General features: G+C 74.0%; 18 protein-coding genes and 1 pseudogene. 4 read left to right on the forward strand and 15 right to left on the reverse strand.

Annotated features, from left to right (window positions below; genetic code table 11):
- Positions 1-38: 38 nt before the first annotated feature.
- Positions 39-371 carry a WhiB family transcriptional regulator gene (locus tag E0504_RS16000; RefSeq protein WP_083391293.1) on the forward strand — a complete coding sequence of 111 codons (333 nt, stop codon included), beginning with the start codon at positions 39-41 and terminating at the stop codon, positions 369-371.
- Between the two features lie 457 nt (positions 372-828).
- Here the strand turns inward: E0504_RS16000 and groL are convergent, their stop codons facing one another.
- The 4 genes from groL to E0504_RS53470 all read right to left on the reverse strand — a co-directional run bounded on the left by groL (position 829) and on the right by E0504_RS53470 (position 4,054).
- Positions 829-2,478 (reverse strand): chaperonin GroEL, encoded by a 1,650-nt coding sequence (groL, locus tag E0504_RS16005; RefSeq protein WP_112106531.1) that lies wholly within the window; start codon positions 2,476-2,478, stop codon positions 829-831.
- A 125-nt stretch (positions 2,479-2,603) separates the two neighbouring features.
- Positions 2,604-2,912 carry a co-chaperone GroES gene (gene groES / locus E0504_RS16010; RefSeq protein WP_026240216.1) on the reverse strand — a complete coding sequence of 103 codons (309 nt, stop codon included), beginning with the start codon at positions 2,910-2,912 and terminating at the stop codon, positions 2,604-2,606.
- A 124-nt stretch (positions 2,913-3,036) separates the two neighbouring features.
- The gene (locus E0504_RS16015; RefSeq protein WP_131625060.1) at positions 3,037-3,327 is read right to left on the reverse strand and encodes a hypothetical protein; all 291 of its coding nucleotides are present in this window, start codon (positions 3,325-3,327) and stop codon (positions 3,037-3,039) included.
- Positions 3,328-3,346: 19 nt separating this feature from the next.
- The gene (locus E0504_RS53470) at positions 3,347-4,054 is read right to left on the reverse strand and encodes a MarR family winged helix-turn-helix transcriptional regulator (protein ID WP_306769245.1); all 708 of its coding nucleotides are present in this window, start codon (positions 4,052-4,054) and stop codon (positions 3,347-3,349) included.
- Between the two features lie 257 nt (positions 4,055-4,311).
- Here E0504_RS53470 and E0504_RS16025 point away from each other — a divergent pair, with 257 nt between their 5' ends.
- Complete coding sequence (locus E0504_RS16025; protein ID WP_112106529.1) at positions 4,312-4,947, forward strand: FMN-dependent NADH-azoreductase; 636 nt, start codon at positions 4,312-4,314, stop codon at positions 4,945-4,947.
- 127 nt (positions 4,948-5,074) lie between these two features.
- On the opposite strand, the gene tsaD is transcribed toward E0504_RS16025, so the two are convergent.
- From tsaD to E0504_RS16055, 6 genes and pseudogenes are all read right to left on the reverse strand, one after another.
- Positions 5,075-6,097: a tRNA (adenosine(37)-N6)-threonylcarbamoyltransferase complex transferase subunit TsaD gene (gene tsaD / locus E0504_RS16030; protein ID WP_112106528.1), complete on the reverse strand. Its 1,023-nt coding sequence runs from the start codon at positions 6,095-6,097 to the stop codon at positions 5,075-5,077.
- A gap of 52 nt (positions 6,098-6,149) precedes the next feature.
- Entirely contained in the window at positions 6,150-6,707 is a 558-nt protein-coding gene (gene rimI / locus E0504_RS16035) for a ribosomal protein S18-alanine N-acetyltransferase (RefSeq protein WP_071066121.1), read from the reverse strand.
- Positions 6,708-6,925: 218 nt separating this feature from the next.
- A pseudogene (gene tsaB / locus E0504_RS16040) lies at positions 6,926-7,720 on the reverse strand (tRNA (adenosine(37)-N6)-threonylcarbamoyltransferase complex dimerization subunit type 1 TsaB); the annotation flags it as partial.
- 682 nt (positions 7,721-8,402) lie between these two features.
- The gene (locus E0504_RS16045; protein WP_131625061.1) at positions 8,403-9,296 is read right to left on the reverse strand and encodes a TetR/AcrR family transcriptional regulator; all 894 of its coding nucleotides are present in this window, start codon (positions 9,294-9,296) and stop codon (positions 8,403-8,405) included.
- 721 nt (positions 9,297-10,017) lie between these two features.
- Positions 10,018-10,539: a tRNA (adenosine(37)-N6)-threonylcarbamoyltransferase complex ATPase subunit type 1 TsaE gene (gene tsaE / locus E0504_RS16050; RefSeq protein WP_112108866.1), complete on the reverse strand. Its 522-nt coding sequence runs from the start codon at positions 10,537-10,539 to the stop codon at positions 10,018-10,020.
- Positions 10,540-10,685: 146 nt separating this feature from the next.
- A complete protein-coding gene (locus E0504_RS16055; protein WP_071066125.1) occupies positions 10,686-11,951 on the reverse strand; it encodes an alpha/beta fold hydrolase in 1,266 nt (421 codons plus the stop codon).
- A gap of 216 nt (positions 11,952-12,167) precedes the next feature.
- Here E0504_RS16055 and E0504_RS16060 point away from each other — a divergent pair, with 216 nt between their 5' ends.
- Complete coding sequence (locus E0504_RS16060; protein WP_071066126.1) at positions 12,168-12,473, forward strand: hypothetical protein; 306 nt, start codon at positions 12,168-12,170, stop codon at positions 12,471-12,473.
- Between the two features lie 34 nt (positions 12,474-12,507).
- Here the strand turns inward: E0504_RS16060 and alr are convergent, their stop codons facing one another.
- The 3 genes from alr to E0504_RS16075 form a co-directional block, all read right to left on the reverse strand.
- Complete coding sequence (alr, locus tag E0504_RS16065) at positions 12,508-13,650, reverse strand: alanine racemase (protein WP_071066127.1); 1,143 nt, start codon at positions 13,648-13,650, stop codon at positions 12,508-12,510.
- Positions 13,647-15,182 carry an NAD(P)H-hydrate dehydratase gene (locus E0504_RS16070; RefSeq protein ID WP_131625062.1) on the reverse strand — a complete coding sequence of 512 codons (1,536 nt, stop codon included), beginning with the start codon at positions 15,180-15,182 and terminating at the stop codon, positions 13,647-13,649. Before E0504_RS16070 ends, alr begins: the two co-directional genes overlap by 4 nt.
- Before the next feature lie 104 nt (positions 15,183-15,286).
- The gene (locus tag E0504_RS16075; protein WP_131625063.1) at positions 15,287-15,829 is read right to left on the reverse strand and encodes an SWIM zinc finger domain-containing protein; all 543 of its coding nucleotides are present in this window, start codon (positions 15,827-15,829) and stop codon (positions 15,287-15,289) included.
- 128 nt (positions 15,830-15,957) lie between these two features.
- Here E0504_RS16075 and E0504_RS16080 point away from each other — a divergent pair, with 128 nt between their 5' ends.
- Entirely contained in the window at positions 15,958-16,908 is a 951-nt protein-coding gene (locus E0504_RS16080; RefSeq protein WP_131625064.1) for a PadR family transcriptional regulator, read from the forward strand.
- 98 nt (positions 16,909-17,006) lie between these two features.
- Here E0504_RS16080 and glmS read toward each other — a convergent pair whose 3' ends face one another.
- Both glmS and glmM read right to left on the reverse strand, forming a co-directional pair.
- Positions 17,007-18,902 (reverse strand): glutamine--fructose-6-phosphate transaminase (isomerizing), encoded by a 1,896-nt coding sequence (glmS, locus tag E0504_RS16085; RefSeq protein WP_112108129.1) that lies wholly within the window; start codon positions 18,900-18,902, stop codon positions 17,007-17,009.
- Between the two features lie 185 nt (positions 18,903-19,087).
- The gene (glmM, locus tag E0504_RS16090) at positions 19,088-20,491 is read right to left on the reverse strand and encodes a phosphoglucosamine mutase (RefSeq protein ID WP_112108127.1); all 1,404 of its coding nucleotides are present in this window, start codon (positions 20,489-20,491) and stop codon (positions 19,088-19,090) included.
- Positions 20,492-20,512: the final 21 nt, after the last annotated feature.

A 20,512-nucleotide genomic window follows, 5' to 3' on the forward strand; every position in this document is an offset into this window, starting at 1 on the left:
GGCGCCAGCCGCTCAGGTCGAAAGGGGGGGTCAGGCCGATGACCGACGTCCGACGACTTCCAGGCCCCGGCGCGGAGAAGTGGGAGTGGCAGCTCCACGGCGCCTGTCGAGGTGAGAGCACCGAGCTGTTCTTCCATCCCGAGGGCGAACGCGGCCCGGCCAGAGCCGCGCGGGAGGCGGCGGCGAAGGCGATCTGCGCACGCTGCCCGGTAATCCGGGCGTGTGGGGAACATGCCCTCGCCGCCCGGGAACCGTACGGCGTGTGGGGCGGAATGAGCGAGTCCGAGCGGGAGGCGGTCCTCACCGGGCGCACCCGCAGGGGCACCGCCCGTCACACGCCCGCCCGGCCGGGGCTCGCCCCGGCCTGCTGAAACCGGCCGCCGGATGCGAAGATCCCCCGGCCCGTACTCCCGCTCCGGGACGTACGGGCCCGGGGATCTTTTCTTTTGCCTGGAGTACGCGCGCCGCCGGCCGAGCACCGGGGCTCGTGTTCCCGGTGTCTCCCCGCCGGCGCCGCTCCCGCCAGCAGGCCGGTTCGCGCAGCCGTATGCGGGCATGTCTCCCCATCCCCGGCGACCACCCGCGACGGGTGAGCGCCCCGGGGCCGCTGTCGGATCCCTGACCTCGGGTGGCGCCGCGCGCGCCGGCGATACCCGCACCCCGGGCCAGGGCGGGTCACGGCCCCGGGCACGACAAAGCCCGGTCGGTCCGCGGACCGACCGGGCCTCACCTGCCGAATCACCGCACTACCCGCCACAGGTGCCGGGCAGTGCACCGCCGGTCACCCGACGGCTCAGCTCACTCAGACGGCTCTGCTCACCCGACGGCTCAGAAACCCGGCCCGTGCGAGTGGCCGTGGCCGTGGCCGCCGTGCGAGTGGTCGTGGCCGTGGCCGGCCTCGGCCTCCTCGGGCTTCTCCGCCACCAGGCTCTCGGTGGTGATGAGCAGCGCGGCGATGGAGGCCGCGTTCGCCACCGCGGAGCGGGTGACCTTCACGGGGTCGACCACGCCGGCCGCGACCAGGTCGACGTACTCGCCGGTGGCCGCGTTGAAGCCCCGGCCGACGTCGCCCTCGCGGACCTTGGACACGATCACCGCGCCCTCGAGGCCGGCGTTGCGCGCGATCCAGGTGAGCGGCGCGTCGAGCGCCGCGCGCACGACCCGCACCCCGGAACGCTCGTCGCCGGTCAGGCCGAGGTCACCGTCGAGGACCTTGGCCGCGTGGACGAGCGCGCTGCCGCCGCCCGCCACGATGCCCTCCTCGACCGCGGCCCGGGTCGCCGACACGGCGTCCTCGAGACGGTGCTTCTTCTCCTTGAGCTCGACCTCGGTGGCGGCGCCGACGCGGATGACGGCGACCCCGCCGGCCAGCTTGGCCAGGCGCTCCTGGAGCTTCTCGCGGTCCCAGTCCGAGTCGGAGAGTTCGATCTCCGCCTTCATCTGCCGGACGCGCTCGGCGACCGCGTCGGCGTCGCCGGCACCGTCGACGATCGTGGTGAGGTCCTTGTCGACGACGATCCGCCGCGCCCGACCGAGCTCGGCGAGCGTGATCGAGTCGAGCTTGAGACCCACCTCGGTGGCGACGACCTGGCCACCGGTCAGGACCGCGAGGTCCTGCAGCATCGCCTTGCGGCGGTCACCGAAGCCGGGGGCCTTCACCGCGACGACCTGGAAGGTCTTGCGCACCGCGTTGACGACCAGGGTCGACAGCGCCTCGCCCTCGACGTCCTCAGCGATGATCAGCAGCGGCTTACGCTCCTGCACCACCTGCTCGAGGATCGGCAGGATGTCGTTCAGCGCGCTGATCTTGCCAGGGTGCAGCAGCACGTAGGCGTCCTCGAGGACGGCCTCCATGCTCTCCTGGTCGGTCACGAAGTACGGCGAGATGTAGCCCTTGTCGAACTGCATCCCCTCGGTGAGCTCGAGGTCCAGACCCATGGTCTGGCTCTCCTCGATGGTGATCACACCGTCCTTGCCGATCTTGTCCATCGCCTCTGCGATGAGTTCGCCGACCTGGACGTCCTGCGCCGAGATCGCGGCGACCTGCGCGATGGTCTCCTTCGAGCCGATCTCGATCGCGGCTTCCAGCAGCGCCGACGAGACAGCGACGACCGCCGCCTCGATGCCGATCTTGAGCGAGAGCGGGGCGGCCCCGGCCGTCACCTGCCGCAGGCCCTGGCGCACCATCTCCTGCGCCAGCACCGTGGCCGTCGTCGTCCCGTCGCCGGCGACGTCGTTGGTCTTGGTGGCGACCTCCTTGGCGAGCTGCGCCCCCAGGTTCTGGTAGGGGTCGTCCAGCTCGACCTCACGCGCGATCGTCACACCGTCGTTGGTGATCGTCGGCGCGCCGTACGACTTGCTGATGACGACGTTGCGGCCGCGCGGGCCGATCGTCACCTTGACCGCGTCCGCGAGGGCGTTCACGCCCCGCTCGAGCGAGCGGCGGGCGTCCTCGTTGAACGTGAGAATCTTCGGCATACCTGTGTGTCCTCCCGACACCGCGGCCCGGCGAAACAAGAAGGGCGCGCCCCACCGCGGCCCCCCGGCGGAAACCAGGGGACCACCGGTGGGACACGCCCTGCCTGCTGCTACCGGCGTCCGGTCTACTTCTCGATGATCGCCAGGACGTCCCGAGCGGAGAGCACCAGGTACTCCTCGCCGGCGTACTTGACCTCGGTGCCGCCGTACTTGCTGTAGAGCACCACGTCGCCGACCTTGACGTCGAGCGGGACGCGCTTGCCGTCCTCGAACCGACCCGGGCCGACGGCAAGGACGGTGCCCTCCTGGGGCTTCTCCTTGGCGGTGTCCGGGATCACGATGCCGGACGCGGTGGTCGTCTCGGCGTCCGAGGGCTGGACGACGATCCGGTCCTCGAGCGGCTTGATTGCAACCTTGGTGGCGGTCGTCACGATCGACCTCCCCCTTCCTTCGCTGGATGAGAGAGCGACCCTGGCGGCCTGCCGTCGCGGGTGAACAGGCGCCTGTCGCTGGCACTCTCAAGTGCCGAGTGCCAACCTAGCACCCGCACCACACACGTCAACCAAGAAGGTCGGATCTGTCAAGACGGTTCGACCCACGCTCGAACTGCCAGGCATGCGCGGATCCGGCAATGAGCCCATCCGGGGGGTCCGGGAGCGGCGGGTCGCCGGCGGCACTCGTGGACTCCTCGACGCCGAGGTGCAGGAGGACCACCACGAGGCCCGTGGACGGCCCACGGCCGAGATAGATCTCGGCATCCCGCCCGCGCACCGCCGCTCGGGCCCATCGCTCCAGCTCCGCGGCCTGGCCGGGGGCCGCCTTCGCCTCCCACATCCACGTGACCGTCATCGCGGCCCGACCCGCCCGGTCAGCAGCCCGGCTCGGCGCGGCCGGCACCGGGCCCGCCGGTGACGTCGGTGGCGTCGGCGACACCCGCGCAGGCACCGGGGCCGTCACAACCGGTGGTGGCACTCTGCAGCGTGACCTCGGCCGTGGCGCACGCGGCGGCACCCCTGGTCGGATCCATCGCGACCAGGTGTGCCGCGACGAGCCGCGCCAGCCCGGTGAAGACCTCCCGGTCCGCGGGCGCCAGCGGCGCCAGGACGTGGTCGTCGACGGCGCGCAGCTGCCGCCGCACCCGCTCGTGCTCCTGGATTCCCCGCTCGGTGGCGATGATCATTCGCGCCCGGCGGTCCGCCGGGTCCGGCCGGCGCTCGACCAGGCCGGCGCGCTCCATCTCGTCGACCAGCCGGACCATCACGGTCCGGTCGATGGAGAAACGGCGGGCGACCTCGATCTGGTTGTGAGCCGTTCCTCCGACCGCGGCGTCCAGCACGTAGAAACCCTTGAGACCACCGGGCAGGCCACCGACGGCGCTCGCGGACGCGGCCAGGTACCCGTGCTGGATCTGACCGACGATCCAGCACAGGTCGTCGCGGACCTCGTCGGGCAGTTCGAGCTCCGCGTCGGCGGCGACGGACGGACAGCCGGCGGCAGACGGGCCAGCGGCGGCCGACGGCTCATCCTGTCGCTCCGCCGCCGGGGAGGCGGGCCGGAGCACGACGGAGGCCGGCATCGGCGACGCGCCCGAGGACCGCTCCACCCGAACACAGTACCCCGATCATCATGAACTAATCTGCGAAACAGATAGGTGTTGACAGAGATTATTGCTCAGTACGACCATCTGTTCGCACACCAAAATCACCGGAGTCGACGGGGAGTCGACGGGACGCACACGGCGCCAGCGCCGGATCGGCCGGATCGGCACCCTCCCTCCCGCGGCGCGCGCCGAGACCGGCACCCGCCTCCCGATCGTGATCAAGGAGAGCTCCGATGCCCCACCTGCTGCACATCGACTCCAGCCTCGCCCCGGAGGGCTCCGTCTCCCGCGGGGTCGCCGAGGCCTACGCCGAGTCCTGGCGCAAGCACCACCCGGACGGGACGCTGACCCACCGCGACCTGGCCACCAGCCCGCCGCCGCACCTGAACTGGGCGCTGGTGTCCGGCGGCCAGACACCCCCCGAGCAGCGCACACCCGAGCAGGCCGAGGCCGTGAAGATCCGCGAGGAGTACCTCGAGGAGGTCGAGAGCGCCGACGAGTACGTGATCTCGGTGCCGATGTACAACTACGCCTACCCGTCGACGATCAAGGCCTGGCTGGACCAGGTCATCGTCATGGGCCGCACGGCCGGCGGGACGGCCGGCGACGGCGTGCTGGCGGGCAGGAAGGTCACCGTCATCACCGCGCAGGGGGGCTCCTACGCCCCCGGCGCCCCCAAGGAGGGCTGGGACCACCAGGTCCCCTACCTGCGCCACGCCTTCGAGGTACTCGGCGCAGACAACATCGAGTTCATCACCGTCGTGATGACGCTGTCGAAGGTGAACCCGGCGCTCGCCGCGTTCACCGACGTGTTCGAGGCCTCCCGGACGGCCGCGGAGCAGGCGGCCCGCGACCGCGCCGCCGCCTGAGCGCCGCCCGGCCCGGGACCCGTGACGGGTCCCGGGCCGGCGAAGGCGGTCAGAAGGTGGTCAGCGGACGAAGGCCGTCAGCGGACGGAGACGGTCGGCGGGTGGAGACGTCGGCGGGTGGAGACGGTCAGAGGGCGAGCGTGGAGGACGCGGGAAGGTCCAGCGGCGAGGGCTCGACGCCGGCCTCGACCCGCAGCGACCCGAGCGCCGCGACCATCGCGCCGTTGTCGGTGCACAGCCCCGGCCGCGGGATCCGCAGCGTGATGCCCGCCGCCTCGCAGCGCAGCGCGGCGAGCGCGCGCAGCCGGCTGTTGGCCGCGACACCGCCCCCGACCACCAGGGTGTCCACGCCGTGCGCCCGGCAGGCCGCGACCGCCTTCGCGGTGAGCACGTCCGCCACGGCCTCCTGGAACGACGCCGCGACATCCGCGACCGGCACGGGCTCGCCGGCCCGCCGCCGGGCCTCCACCCAGCGGGCGACCGCGGTCTTGAGCCCGGAGAAGGAGAAGTCGAACGTGCCGTCCCCCGCCTTGGCGCGCGGGAACGGGATGTGCGGGCTGCCCTCGCGGGCCGCCGCGTCGATCGGCGGGCCACCCGGGAACGGCATGCCGAGCAACCGGGCGACCTTGTCGTAGGCCTCCCCCGCGGCGTCGTCCACCGTGGCCCCCAGCGACTCGACCGGCTCGGCCGCGAGATCGGGGACCAGCAGCAACGAGCTGTGCCCACCGGAGACCAGCAGCGCCACCGCCGGGCGCGGCAGCGGGCCGTGCTCAAGCGTGTCAACGGCGACATGCGCGGCGAGATGGTGCACCCCGTGCAGCGGGACGCCCAGCGCCAGCGCGTACGCCTTCGCCGCGGCGACCCCGACCAACAGCGCGCCGGCCAGCCCCGGGCCGGACGTCACCGCGACGGCGTCGACGTCCCGGGGGCGCAGGCCGGCGCGGTCCAACGCCAGCTCGATCGTCGGGACCATCGCCTCCAGGTGCGCCCGCGCGGCGATCTCGGGCACCACGCCGCCGTACCGGGCGTGCTCGTCGACCGAGGAGGCGAGCGCGTCGGCGAGCAACTCGCCGCCACGGACGAGGCCGACGCCGGTCTCGTCGCACGAGGTCTCGATGCCCAGCACCAGCGGTCGGGCCGGTGTCCTCATGTCCAACCCCCCGCCGCGGCGCCGGCGGCCCTCACGACGGTGCCGAGGGCCCTCACGAGGCGGCCCTGGCGTCCCGCAGGACGGCCGCCTCGACCCGGTCCAGCAGCGTCCCGTAACCAACGGTGTCGATCGGCCGCACGCGCATCACGTAGGCGTCGCCGCCCGACGGCTGGTAGTAGCCGCGACGGACGCCGAGATCGACGAACCCGAGCCGGGTGTAGAGGGCCCGCGCCGGCCGGTTGTCGGTGCGCACCTCGAGCCCGCAGCTGCGGGCGCCACGCCGCCGCGCCTCCCGGAGCTGGGCGATCATCAGCCGCGATCCGAGGTGACGCCCGCGCATGGCCGGGACGACCCCGATCGTCTGGATGTAGGACTCGTCGCCCTGCAGCGCCAGCCCGGCGTAGCCGACGATCGAGCCGCCCGCGACCGCTACCAGGTAGTGCCGGTTGTCGCCCTGCGCGAGCTCCGACCAGAAGAGCTCGGCAGACCAGGGGTCCACGTCGAAGACCTGCCGCTCCAGGGTCGCGATCTCGCCCAGGTGCCACCAGCGCATCGGCACGAGGTCGACGTCGCCCGCGCTCGGCGTCGGGTCCACGGCAGCGGCGCTCATACCGGCATCGTCCCGGCCGGCGCTGTTCCGGCCGGCGCTGTTCCGGCCGGCGCTGTTCCGGCCGGCGCTGTTCCGGCCGGCGCTGTTCCGGCCGGCGCTGTTCCGGCCGGCGCTGTTCCGGCCGGCGCTGTTCCGGCCGGCGCTGTTCCGGCCGGCGCTGTTCCGGCCGGCGCTGTTCCGGTGGCGGCCGTGGCCGACCGCGCCGGCTCCGGGCGCGAGGCGGTGACGGCTTTGGGGCCCCGGGGCTCGGCGGCGTCGGGCCGCCGCAGGTAGCGGGGGGTGAGCGGCCCGGGATCACGCCCGGCAACGATGTCCGCGGCGACGAGGCGGGCGAGCACCTCCGGCGCCGGATACTCCGGCTCGGCTCCACTCAACCCACCCGAACCACTCGGCTCGCCCGAACCACTCTGGGCGCCTGAACCACCCTGGGCGTCCGAGCCGCTCTGCTCGCCCGAACCGGTCAGCTCGCCCGGACCGCCGGCGGGCGGGGTGCCGAAGCCGGCGAACGCGTCCGGGTACAGACCGGCCCCGGGCCCTGTCACCCGTTCGACGCCGGCGGCGCGCAGATCCGCGGCGACGGTCGCCGGGGCTCCCACACCGGGCTCGCCGACACGCGTTCCGTCCTGGTAGCGGGCCCAGAACACCTCACGGCGCCGTGCGTCGGTGATGACGCCGACCGGGCCGGTCGTCGCGGCCCCGATGCCGTCCAGGGAGCAGACGCCGTAGGCCGGGACGCCGAGCGCGGCGGCGAACGCGGCCCCGGTGACCATGCCCACCCGCAGGCTGGTGAACGGGCCCGGGCCGGCCCCGACGACGACGGCGCGCACCTCGGGCGGGCGGACGCCGGCCGCGGCGAGCACGTCGCGCATCATCGGCGCCAGCAGCTCACCGTGGCGGCGGGCGTCCCAGACCACCCGGGAGGCACGGACCAACGGCCCGGCGGGCGGCGCGCCGAGCTCGACCAGCGCGACCGCGCAGGCCGCCGTCGAGGTGTCGAGCGCCAGGACGAGCACCCGTCCAGCCTACGGACCCCCGCTGTCGGGCCTGCACCCGGCGCGCGGCACCGGGTGCGGGGGACTGATCGATCCGTATGCCGAGCATCCGCCCAGATGATTGGGCAGCGCAGTTGCGCGGGCCTCCGGAAGGAGTCCCGGACCCCCGACTCCGAGAAAATCCGCAGAAAACTCGCCGGGACGGCGTCCCGACGGTGAACGCTCCCGCGAGCGCATCAACGACAAGAGAATTCACCGTATGCCCGGGAGGAATATCGGACCGGAAAGGCAGCAGGGCGAAAGAAGTGCATTCCTCGACATCGGCGGCCGGTAACAAGAGGTAACACGAGCGCCGGGCCACACCCCCCGGACCGCCGGGCCGAGCCGCCAAAAAATCACAACAGAAGAACTACCGGAACCACGCGGGCCGACCGGAGCGGGTCGGACCGGCGGACCCGGACCCGACCGGCGCGACCACCAACGCCGCCCAGAAAAACAACGGGAACCAAACGCATCGAGTGGCGCGGTGGCCGGGCGGGCCGGCGTCGAGTGGCCCGCGGGCCGGTCGGGGGCCGTCATCGGTGGTGCGGCGTACCGGGCGGGCCCGTCAGGGCGTCCGTCAGGGCGTGGCGGTCGCCGGACGGCGGCCGGACGCGTCAGACCGGTCCCGACATGTACGCCGGGACCGGTCCGGGAGAAAACGCTAGTGGGTCAGCCGGCCGGCGCCGCCGGAGCGGAGCCTGATCCGGGGGTCGACGCCGCCCGCCGGCGCGCCGGCGCGAGCCAGCACCGGCCCGGCGCCGAGGCCGCCCGCACCGCGCGTCGCGATCCCGCCTGGACCAGCGGCTCCGTGGCGGCGCGGGGGCGAGGCGGGCACGGGGGCCGGGGGAACCGGGCCGGCGGCGGGCGCCTGCGCACCGGAGCCCGCCGGCGGGAAGGCCGGCCGTAGGGGGGTCCAGCCGGTGTAGCCGAGCATCCGCAGCGCCGAGGCGGTGAGCTTCTGCGCGACCTGCTCGACCGACCAGCCGAGGGTGTCGAGCAGGTCGACGATCACCCGCTCGTCGAAGACCGAGGCCCACAACAGCACCGCGTACTCGGGCTCCTGAGGCGGCAGCACGCCGTTGTCCACCAGGCCGAGCACGACCGGCGCGAGCACCTGGTGCAGCTTGGAGACGAGGTCGTCACGGGCCTGCAGCCGGGCGAGGTACCCATGGGCGGAGCGCACGTGCACCGCCGCCCGCCCCCACCGCGCGGCCGAGCGGACCCACACCTCGCAGACGACCTCGAAGTTGCCCAGGTGGTCCTCACCGACCGCCAGGGCGCGGATGTCGGTTACCAGTACGTCGATGAGCTGGAGGTAGTACACGTCGAGGGCGTCGTGGACGTCGACGAAGTGGCGGTACGCGGTCGCCGTCGAGACGCCCGCCTCCGCGGCGAGGTCGACGAGGCTGAAGCGGCGCCCGTTGCGGGCGAGGAGCCGGCCCACGGCGTCGAGCAGATCACGCCGGCTCGCGAGGAAGTCGCTGCGTGTACGGCGGGACCGGGTCGACCGCTCCACCGGAGCGTCCACAAGGTCGGCAGCGGTGCTGCTGCGCACTCGCCCCCCTCTCCCGGCCACAACGGGCCATCCCGGTTCTCCGCGGCCCTTACATGAAGCAGTCAGGCCGCTACATGCATGAACTTCGCGCCTACGCCGCCAATATAGCGGAACAACTCATCAACTACGGAACGTTGACTATTTGTCCTCAAGCGCTACTTGCCACGACACGCCCACCCGAGACGCGGTATAGGAACGGGGTCGGGGGCGAACATTAACACTGGGACATCTGACCTTAACATGATCTAGGTCGCCCGCTGCTATGCGACGGCTCACGTCCGACCGCCAACGCCATTCCGGAACGGCAGCGAAAATTCACCGCCGGTGAGCCCCCGTGTTCCTGGAATCACTTCACCGGGTTACCCGAACATGCCCACCCGAATAGGTGCTAGGACGGCGCGGAGCCCGGCGGCCTGCCTGGCCGTCCCGGGAATTCCACCGACGGGGGCTGGTTCCCGCGCCACGGGCGCCCGCCGCACCGAGACGGTTCCCGCCCTCAGGACATCGCGGCATCGCGGCCGGCACGGGTCCGGGCGCGGGTAGCGCGTCGTGCGTGCCACGATCCCGGCGGCACGCCCGGCCACCACCAACAGGCCGGCACCAACAGGTCGACGCGATCCGGCCCGAGCTCGACAGCACCCGACCCGCCGCCCGGCCCGGTAAGAGGCCGGCACACACCGGCGGACGCCGACGGGCCGGGTGCACCGATGGCACGACTCGGCTAACGCGCCGCGGGCCCCTGCGGGTGCGGTGTGCGGTCCGGAGTGGCCAGCGCGGTCAGCCGGGCGGCCCAGTCGGCCCCCTCGGGCCGCAGCCGCACCCGCCGCACATCGCCGGTCTCGTCGCCGGACGGACGGCTGATCTCCACCCGCAGATGGGCCGCGGCCATCTGCTCCACCAGCCCGGAACCCCACTCGACCGCGCACACCGACCGCCCGAGATCGGCGTCCAGATCGAGATCGTCGACCTCGGCGGCGCCACCGAGCCGGTAGGCGTCCACGTGGACCAGCGGCAGGCGGCCGTCGGTGTGCACCCGGGCGAGGACGAACGTCGGCGACGTCACCGGGGAGCACACCCCGAGGCCGGCCGCGAGCCCCTGGACGAAAACGGTCTTGCCGGCGCCCAGCGGACCGTCCAGGATGATCAGGTCACCGGCGCGCAGCAGCGGCGCGAGGCGCGCACCGAGCGCACGCATCTGGTCGGGATCCTCGACCGCGATCTCGGGGACGGCGGGCGTGGTCATCGGTGCGTATCCGTCCTCGTCCGTGGTTCTTCGTATGTCGCCGGCGCGCCGTCGTCACCCGGCCCGCCGTCGGGCGTCGCGGAGCCGGGTCCGACGCCGGCGCGGTACCGGGCCGACGTCACGTACCGCTCCCCGCGGGCCCGCCGTCACGGCCCGACGGGGTCGGGCGCCCGCAGCGGTGCCCGGCGCGGCGGGCGGACCCGTTCGACCAGGTCGCGGATGGCGGCGTTCACCGCGGCCGGTCGTTCCAGCATGACCGCGTGCCCCGCGCCCTCCTCGACCCGCAGCTCGGCGTCGGGCAGCAGCTCGGCGAGGGTCAGGCTGTGCGCGAGCGGCGTCATGAGGTCGCCGTCCCCGACCAGCAGGATGGTGGGAGAGCCGCGGAGGTTGACGGCGGCGTCCAGCTTGTCATGGTCGAGCAGGGTGGACATGAAGGAGGCCATGACGGTGATCGGCGTGTCCCCCACCATCGTCTCCAGGAACGAGACAACGGACGGGGGCACATCGGTCGAGCCGAAACCGATCCGCCGGGTGATCTCCCAGGAGAAGTCGCTGCCCCGCCGGCGGGCGCGCTCGAACAGCGACGGGGCGCTGCGCATGCCGATCGCGAGCCCGGGTAACACCCGGCGCACGCCGCCCGTGATCAGTGCTGGTAGGCCGAAGGTCACCCGGGGGAGATCACCCGCGCTGGTCGAGATGAGCGCCACCCCGATGACGCGGTCACCGAAGAGCTCCGGATGCTCCCCCGCCAGCGCGAGGATCGTCATGCCGCCCATCGAGTGGCCGATCAGGACGATCGGACCTTCGGGGACCCGCTCGGTGAGGACCTGGTAGAGGTCTGCCGCGAGCTGGTCGATCGTGCAGTTCGCCGCCTCGGACGGGCCGGAGCGGCCGTGCGCGCGCTGGTCGTAGAAGACCATCGGACCCAGGTCGCGCAGGGCGCGGTACTGGAACACCCACGAGTCGCTGTTCACACAGAAGCCGTGCACGAAGACCAGCGTCGGCGCGGCGGAGCCCGCTCCGGATCGGGGCGGGGGGTCCTGCGCGGTCTCCTCCACATACAGCGGGACACCGTCCGCCACGGCGACCACCATGTCGGCCCGGCCGCCGATCGGGCCGACCCGTTCCCGGTCCGGCAGGTCGGGTACGGCCCGGTGGCGCCGCACGGCCCGGCGCTCGGCGATCAGGCCGGCCGCGATCGCGGCTCCGACCAGGCCCACCGTGCCACCACGGCGCGCGGCCCGGGAGCCCGCGGCGGATCCCGTTGCCCGGGCCACCGCCCGCGCCGCGCCGGCGGTCGCGGTCAGGGCGCCGGCAGCCCCCGCCGAGCCGACCGAAAGGGCGGCACGGGCAGCGCCAGCCGAGCGGACCGAACCGCCGGTGGAACCACGATCGGTTGGGGCGCCTGCCACCGTCTGCCCACCTTCCGGCCATAGAACGCACGACACCCCGATGATGCCCGATGGTGCCCGATGCCCGAAAGCGATGTCATGAGCAGACCCGGGAGTACACGTCTCGGCGCAGGCGGATACCCGACAGGGGATCACAGAGATCCACCGGGTCCGCTCCGCGATCCTCCGCTAGCGTGGACCTGGTCGAGCCGTGTGGTTGCGACCAGGGGAGGCGTCGTGAAACTGCGGTGGCGGAAGAGCAATCTGACCACGTCGCCCACGTATGGCGGCGCTGTCGATCTCGACGAGGATCTCGACGAGATCGATGACGACCTCGCCGAGGCCGGTGCCCAGCCGGCCGCTCCCGCCCAGAGCGGGCCGGTGATGCTGACACTGACCACGCGCGACGAGATCGAGAAGGCCGCCGAGCGCGCGGCGAACCCGCAGCCGGTCCGCCGCCGGATGGAACGCGGCATGTTCGGGGGCGCCACAGCCGGCCACGAGCACGGCGGCGGCGCGTGCGGCACCGGCGGCTGCCGCTGACCAGACGTCCCGGCCGATCAGGCGTATCCGGCGGTCAGATGTAGACGCGCGGTACCCGCGGGCCGATCCGGGTGACGATCTCGTAGTTGATGGTGCCGAGCGCGCGCGCCCAGTCGTCCGCGGTCGGCTCGCCCCGGTCGCCGGGGCCGAAGAGGATCACCTCGTCGCCTACGCGCACCGGGTCGGCACCGACATCCACGACGAACTGGTCCATGCAGACGGTGCCGGCGATGCGCCGCCGGCGCCCGCCCACGAGCACCTCGGCCGTGTTCGTGGCCGAGCGGGGGATGCCGTCGGCGTAGCCGAGCGGGACGACGGCGAGGCCGGTCTCCGCCGACGTCCGGTAGCGGTGCGCGTAGGACACTCCGGTGCCCGCCGGCACCCGCTTCACCAGCGCGGTGCTGGCGCGCAGCGTCATCGCGGGCCGCAGCCCGAACGCGGACGGCGGCCCGACCTCGGGCCCCGGCGACAGCCCGTACACCGACACGCCCGGCCGGACCATGTCGAAGTGCGCCTCCGGGCTGACCAGCGTCGCGGCCGAGTTCGCGAGGTGGCGCACCTGCGGGCGCAGCCCGGCCTTGCGGGCGACGTCCACCGCGTCGCCGAACCGGCTGATCTGCGCCTGGACGGTCGGGTGGCCGGGCGCGTCGGCGAAGGCGAAGTGGCTCCACACGCCCACGACCTCGATGAGCCCGTCCGCCTCGAGCGCCGCGGCGCTGTCGCACAGGCCGGGCCAGTCCTCGCCGGTGGCCCCGGCCCGCCCGAGGCCGGTGTCGATCTTGAGGTGCACCCGGGCGGCCCGGCCGGCGGTGCGGGCCGCGGCGGCGAGGTCGTCGAGCGCCCAGCCGGCGGACGCGGAGAGGTCGACATCCGCCGCGATGCCCGCGGCGAGGCGCTCACCCGGCGCCGCCAGCCAGGAGAGCACCGGGACGGTGATCCCGGCGGCCCGCAGCGCCAGCGCCTCCTCCAGGAAGGCCGTCCCGAGCCAGCTCGCGCCGGCGTCCAGGGCGGCCCGGGCGCAGGGCAGCATTCCGTGCCCGTACCCGTCCGCCTTGACCACGGCCATGGTCGCGGCGGCGCCGGCGCGGGCGACCAGGGCCGCGACCGAGTCGCGCACGGCGTCGAGCTCGATGGCCGCGTAGGCACGCGGCGGGTGCGATGGGGGCTGCGGGCTCACCCCTCGACGCTAGCAAGCAGGTCCTCGACGACCCCGGGCAGGAGCGCGGGCAGGTCTGCGGCGGCGAGCGGCACGGGCCCGCGCTCCCCCGCCCGGCCATGCAGGAACGCGCCCACGGCGGCCGCCTGCGGCGCCGGCAGGCCCGCGGCCAGCAGGGAACCGGCGAGTCCGGTGAGAACGTCACCGGATCCGGCCGTTCCCAGCCATGGCGTCCCGGTGAGGTTGACGAGGGCCTCCCCGCCGGGGGCGGCGATGATCGTCCGGTTGCCCTTCAGCAGGACGACGGCGCCGAGGTCCCGCGCCGCCTGGCGGACGGTGCCGAGACGGTCGGCCCGCAGGCGCTCAGATGTGCCGGCCTGGTCCCAGCCGAGTGCCGTGCCGGTCAGCCGGATGAACTCGCCCTCGTGCGGGGTCAGGACGACGGCGCCCGCGCGGTCCCGCAGCACCGCCGGGCGGGCGGCGACGGCGGACGCGAGCGCGTCCAACGCGCCGGCGTCCACTAGCAGGCCGCTCTCGGTCTGCTCGAGCAGCGCGTCGACGAGGCGCCGGGTGGCCTCGTCCGGTACGAGGCCGGGGCCGATCGCCCACGCCTGGACCCGGCCCACCCCGAGCATCGCCTCCGCGTCCCCCGCCTCGATCACCGTCAGCACGGATTCCGGGTGGGCCCGGCGGACGTAATCGGCGGCGCCGGCCTCGGCGACCACCCGCAGGTAGCCCGCGCCGCCGCGCAGCGCGCCGCCGACCGCCAGCACCGCGGCTCCCGGGTACCGGTCGCTGCCGCCGACGAGCCCGAGCACGCCGCGGGAGTACTTCGAGTCGGCCGCGACCGGGACGGGCAACAGCCGGGCCACGTCGACGTCCTGCAGGGCTCGTAGGTCGGGCTCGGGCAGGGTCAGCCCGATGTCGACCAGCTCGACCCGCCCGGCGTGGACAGCTCCGGGTCCGACCAGCAGGCCGCGCTTGTACGTGCCGAAGGTGACGGTGCCGGCCGCCCGCACGGCCCCCTCCGCCACCGCGCCGGTGTCCGCGTCGACCCCGCTGGGCACGTCCACGGCCACCGTCCGCCGGGCCGGCGCGAGCGTGGTGAGCCGGGCGTACGGCTCGCGCAGCTCGCCGCGGCCGCCGATGCCGAGCAGCCCGTCCAGGACGAGGTCGGCGGAGTCGAGGAGGTCGGCGGCCGCGTCGGCGCCCATCCCCTCCGGTGCGGGCGGGTCGACCGGGCCGGTGCGGTGCAGCCGCCCGCCGGCCGCGAGGAGGGCGGCCGTGCCCTCGGGATGGGTCCGGCCGGGAGCGAGGGCGTGGACACGGGCGCCGCGGGCGGCCAGCCGGGCACCGGCCCACAGCGCGTCACCGCCGTTGTCACCGGAACCGGCGAGGACGACGATCCGGGCGCCGTACACCCGGTCGACGCGGCGGACCGCGTGCGAGACGAGACCGGACACGGCGCGCTGCATGAGCCCGCCGGAGGGCAGGGACGCGAGCAGGGGCGCCTCGGCGTCCCGTACCTCGGCAACAGTGTGTGCTTCGAGCATGCGGTCATGCTCCCGCCGGGAGTGCCCCCGGTCGCGCAGATCGACCCCAGGCGCGGCGCGATGCCGGACGGCCCCGCGCCGCGCGTACCGCGGCGGCCCGTCGGTCAGACGGCTCCGTGCTGGCGGCCGTGCCAGGCCACCGTGGCCTCCCAGAGCACGTCCGCCACGACCTCGTTCTCGTCGGCGGCGTCGAGGAGCGTCTCGACCAGCTCCGCCCGCGGGACGCGGCTCAGGAACACCCTGATCGCCGCGTGCACGGGATCGTCGGCGAAGAGGTCCTCGGTGTGGCCGTCCTCCTCGTCGTCGTCCTCCGCCATCCCGGCCGAGCCCGTGGCGACCAGCGCCACCGCCACGGCATGGCGGCAGAAGACCCCGCCCGAGCTGTCGGAGCAGGTGCACGTGGAGCCGGGACCATCGTCGCCAGCCTCCAGGCGGACCTGCTGGTGCCCGTCGTCGTCGACGGTTCCCGACGCGTTGGTCGGCCGGATCCGCAGCTGCTCCACCCGGCCGAGCAAAGCAAGGCTGACGCCCTCCATGAAGACGGCAGTGCCCGCGCGCTGGGCACACGCGCGCTCCTCGAAGGCGGCCTCGAGGGGGATGACCGCCCCCTCACCGTGCCCGTCGCCCTCCGACGCCGAAATGATCATTCACCAATCCTACGGAACGACGGGACTGGTCTGCCCGCTAGGTGGAGAGGAAGGGTAGCCATCCGCTCCATCGCGATATATCGTGAACGTACGCGAAGCAACGCGACCCACTTGCTAAGGAGATCACAATGAGTTCACACGCCATGCCGGGATGGGATGCCCGCTGGGACACCTGGGGCCGGTACCTACCGTTCGACCCCACCCGGCTCCTGGATCCCGCCCGACTTCTGGCACTCGCCGAGGCGGCCCGAGGCTCGTGCCGGCCGGGCGAGCACAGCCACGTGCACGGCGAGCACCGCGGCCATGCGCACGGTGAGCACCGCAGCCACATGCACGGTGACCACGGGCCCGGCGAACACGGTGGCGACCACGGCCCCGGCCCGCGCGGGCGCGGTGGGCGGGGCGGCCGGCCGGGCGGGCCCTTCGGGCCGGGCGGGTTCGGGCCGGGCGGCTGGCCGTTCGGCCGCGGCTTCCCGCCGGGGCCCGGTTTCGGGCGCGGGGCACGGGTCGCCCGCGGCGACGTCCGCGAGGCACTGCTCGCGTTGCTCGCCGAGGAGCCGATGCACGGCTACCAGATGATCGGCGAGCTGGCCTCCCGCAGCGGCGGGGTCTGGCGGCCGAGTCCCGGCTCCGTCTACCCCGTGCTGTCGCTGCTCGCCGACGAGGGGCTGGTCCGCGCCGAGGAGCGCGACGGGCGCCGCGTCTTCCACCTCACCGACGCGGGCCGCGCCCACGTGGAGGCCCGCGCCGGAACGGCCAAGCCGTGGGAGACCGCGGCGGCGAGCGCGGACGACGAGACAACCGCGCTGCGGACCCTGGCCTTCGGGGTCGGCGCGGCGGTCGTCCAGGTCGCGCAGGCCGGCGACGCCGACCAGATCGCCGCGGCCCGGGACCTCCTCACCGAGACCCGGCGCGGCCTGTACCGCATCCTCGCCGGCGACCTGACGGATTCACCGGCGGCCGGCCCGGCCGAGGACGGCGGCGCATCCGGGCCCGCCGGCACGGCCGGTGCCACCGATCCTGGCCCGGCCGCTGGCGGCGCGAGCGCACCCGGCGGACAGCCGAAGGACCTGGGCTGACGCCAGACGGGGGCGTGCCGGCCACCACGCCGGCGCGCCCCTCCGCCGCGGTGCCGAGGCGACACACCTGACGGCCCTCGGCCCGGGCCGCGCTGGTGCTACTCGACCGTGACGGACTTGGCCAGGTTGCGCGGCTGGTCGACGTCCAGCCCGCGCGCGAGCGCGAGCTCGCAGGCGAAGACCTGCAGCGGCAGGGTCGTGACCAGCGGTGCGAACAGCGATGACGTGGCGGGAACCCGGATCAGGTGGTCCGCGTAGGGCTCGACGGCGGTGTCGCCCTCCTCCGCGATCACGATCGTGCGGGCGCCGCGGGCACGGACCTCCTGGATGTTGGAGACGATCTTCCCGTGCAGACTCGCCCGCCCGCGCGGCGACGGCACGACCACGACCACCGGCAGGCCGGGCTCGATCAGCGCGATCGGGCCGTGCTTCAGCTCCCCGGCCGGGAAGCCCTCGGCGTGCATGTAGGCCAGTTCCTTCAGCTTCAGCGCGCCCTCCAGTGCCACCGGGTAGCCGACGTGGCGGCCGAGGAACAGCACCGCCTTGGCGTCGACCAGGCCGCGGGCGAGCTCCCGCACCGGCTCGACGGTGGCGAGCGTGCGCCGGACGAGCTCCGGGACGCGCTGTAGCCGGTCCACGTAGGCGGCGACCTCGTCGCCGTAGAGGACGCCCCGGGTCTGCGCCAGGAACAGGCCGACGAGCAGGCAGGCCGCCACCTGCCCGAGGAACGTCTTCGTCGCCGCCACGCCCACCTCGGGACCACACCGGGTGTACAGAACGGCGTCCGACTCGCGCGGGATCGTCGAGCCGTTCGTGTTGCAGATCGCCAGCACGCGGGCCTTCTGCTCACGGGCGTGCTTGACCGCCATCAGGGTGTCGAGCGTCTCGCCGCTCTGGCTGATCGCGACGACCAACGTCGAGCGGTCCAGCACCGGGTCGCGGTAGCGGAACTCCGAGGCCATCTCGACCTCGCAGGGCAGCCGCGTCCAGTGCTCGATCGCGTACTTGGCGATCAGGCCGGCATGGTAGGCCGTCCCGCAGGCCACGATGAAGACCTTGTCGATGTCGCGGAAGTCCTGGTCGGAGAGGCGCTCCTCGTCCAGGACGATGGTGCCCTCCGCGGAGAGCCGCCCGCGCAGCGTGTCGGCGAGCGCCGTGGGCTGCTCGCTGATCTCCTTCAGCATGAAGTAGGGGTAGCCGCCCTTCTCGGCGGCGCTCGCGTCCCAGTCGACGTGGTAGCGGCGCCCCTCGACGACGGCGCCGGCGAAGTCGTAGACGGTCACACCGTCGCGCCGGGCCTCGACGAGCTGGTCCTGGCCGATCTCGAGCGCCTCACGGGTGTGCGCGATGAACGCGGAGACGTCGCTGGCCAGGAAGGTCTCGCCCACGCCGAGGCCGACGACGAGCGGGCTGTTGCGCCGCGCGCCCACGACGACCTCGGGATGGTCCCGGTGCAGGACGACGAGCGTGAACGCACCCTCCAGCCGGCGGCACACGATGCGCAACGCCTCGCTGAGCGGGTGCGGGAGCGCCGACCCCGCCGCACCCCCCGCCGGGCGGGAGCCGGGATCGCGGGCCATCTCGATCTCGAGCAGGTGGGCGACGACCTCGGTGTCGGTCTCGCTGGCCAGCTCGTGACCGGCGGCCTCCAGCTCGGCGCGCAGCTCCGCGAAGTTCTCGATGATGCCGTTGTGGATCACCGCGACGGTGCCGGTGCAGTCGGTGTGCGGGTGGGCGTTGACGTCGGTCGGGCCGCCGTGCGTCGCCCAGCGGGTGTGCCCCATCCCGGTTGTGCCGGGCATGGGGTCGTTGTCCTCGCCGAGGATCTTCTCCAGGTTCGCCAGCCGCCCGGCGCGGCGCGCGGTTCTCAGCGCACCCGCGCCGACGACGGCGACACCCGCGGAGTCGTAGCCGCGGTACTCCAGCCGACGCAGCCCGCTCAGCGCGACGTCCAAGGCTGATTGATCACCGACGTAACCAATGATCCCGCACATGTTGCTCAGCGTACGCAGTCCGGTCCGAGCGCCAGGCACGGACCACTCGGTTGCCGGAGATGTCCCGTCGGCGTCGGCCGAATCCACCGGCACGTGCCCGACGTTCCCCGCCCGCGGAAATCGGGCCCGCGGAACGGGCCCGCGGGTGACGGGTGCGAACGCGGGTTCAGCGCAGGGCGCGTTGGTCAGCGCAGGGTGCGCTGCACGACGTCGGCGAGCCGGCCGGCGACGTCCCGGGCGAGCTCGTCCGTCGGTGCCTCGACCATCACGCGCACCAGCGGCTCGGTGCCGGACGGCCGCAGCAGCACCCGGCCGGCCCCGGCCAGCTCCGCCTCGGCGTCGGCCACCGCGGCGCGCAGCTCGTCGGAGGTCTCCGCCCGCGCCCGGTCGACACCGCGGACGTTCACCAGGACCTGTGGCAGCCGGGTCATCGCCTTCGCCAGCTCGTGCAGCGGCTGGCTGGTCTCCGCCATCCGGCCGAGGATCTGCAGGGCGGTGAGCAGCCCGTCGCCAGTGCCGGCATGGCGGAGGAAGACCACGTGCCCGCTCTGCTCTCCGCCGAGCGAGTAGGCGCCGGAGCGCATGGCCTCCAGGACGTAGCGGTCCCCGACCGGGGTGGTGACGACGTCGATGCCGGCGTCGCGCATGGCGTGGTGGAACCCGAGATTCGACATCACGGTGACGACCACGGTGCCGCGCTCGAGCTCGCCGCGCTCGGCGAGCGCCAGCGCGCACAGAGCGAGGATCTGGTCGCCGTCGACGATCTCCCCGGCGGAGTCCACGGCCAGGCACCGGTCGGCGTCGCCGTCGTGGGCGATGCCGGCGTCGGCGCCGTGCGCCACGACGGCGTCGCGCAGGCTGTCGAGGTGGGTCGCCCCGGAACGGTCGTTGATGCGCAGCCCGTCGCCGTCGGCGTGCAGCGCGATCACGTCGGCGCCGGCGGCGCGCAGGACCCGCGGGGCGAGATCGGAGGCGGCGCCCTGGGCGCAGTCCACGACGACCCGCAGGCCACGCAGGCCCCCGGGGCCGCCGGGCAGGGTCGCGAGCAGGTGGTCGACGTACCCGTCGACGAGCGTGCTGTCGTCGCGGACCCGCCCGACCGCGGCCGCCACCGGGCGGCGTGCCGCCGGGCCGGCGATGCGGCGCTCGATGGCGTCCTCGACGTCGTCCGGCAGCTTCAGCCCGCCCGCGGCGAAGAGCTTGATCCCGTTGTCGGGCATCGGGTTGTGGCTCGCGGAGAGCATGACGCCCAGGTCGGCGCCGGTCGCCGCGACCACGTAGGACACGGCGGGGGTCGGCACGACCCCGATCCGGGTGACGTCCGCGCCCGCGCGGGCCAGACCGGCGACGACCGCGGCTTCGAGGAACTCACCGGACGGGCGGGTGTCCCGCCCCACGACGACGAGCGGCCGGTGGTCGATGCCGTGGGCGGACCGCGCGACGGGCACGCCGTCCACCGGACCGGGCGGTGGCGTGCCGCGGTCCGCGACCTCCTCCACCGCGGCGGACGCCAGCGCGAGCGCCAGCTCCGCCGTCAGGTCGGCGTTCGCGACACCGCGGACGCCGTCGGTGCCGAAAAGCCTCGCCACTGAGGCCTCCCAAGGGATCGG

Source organism: Parafrankia sp. BMG5.11 (assembly GCF_004337455.1).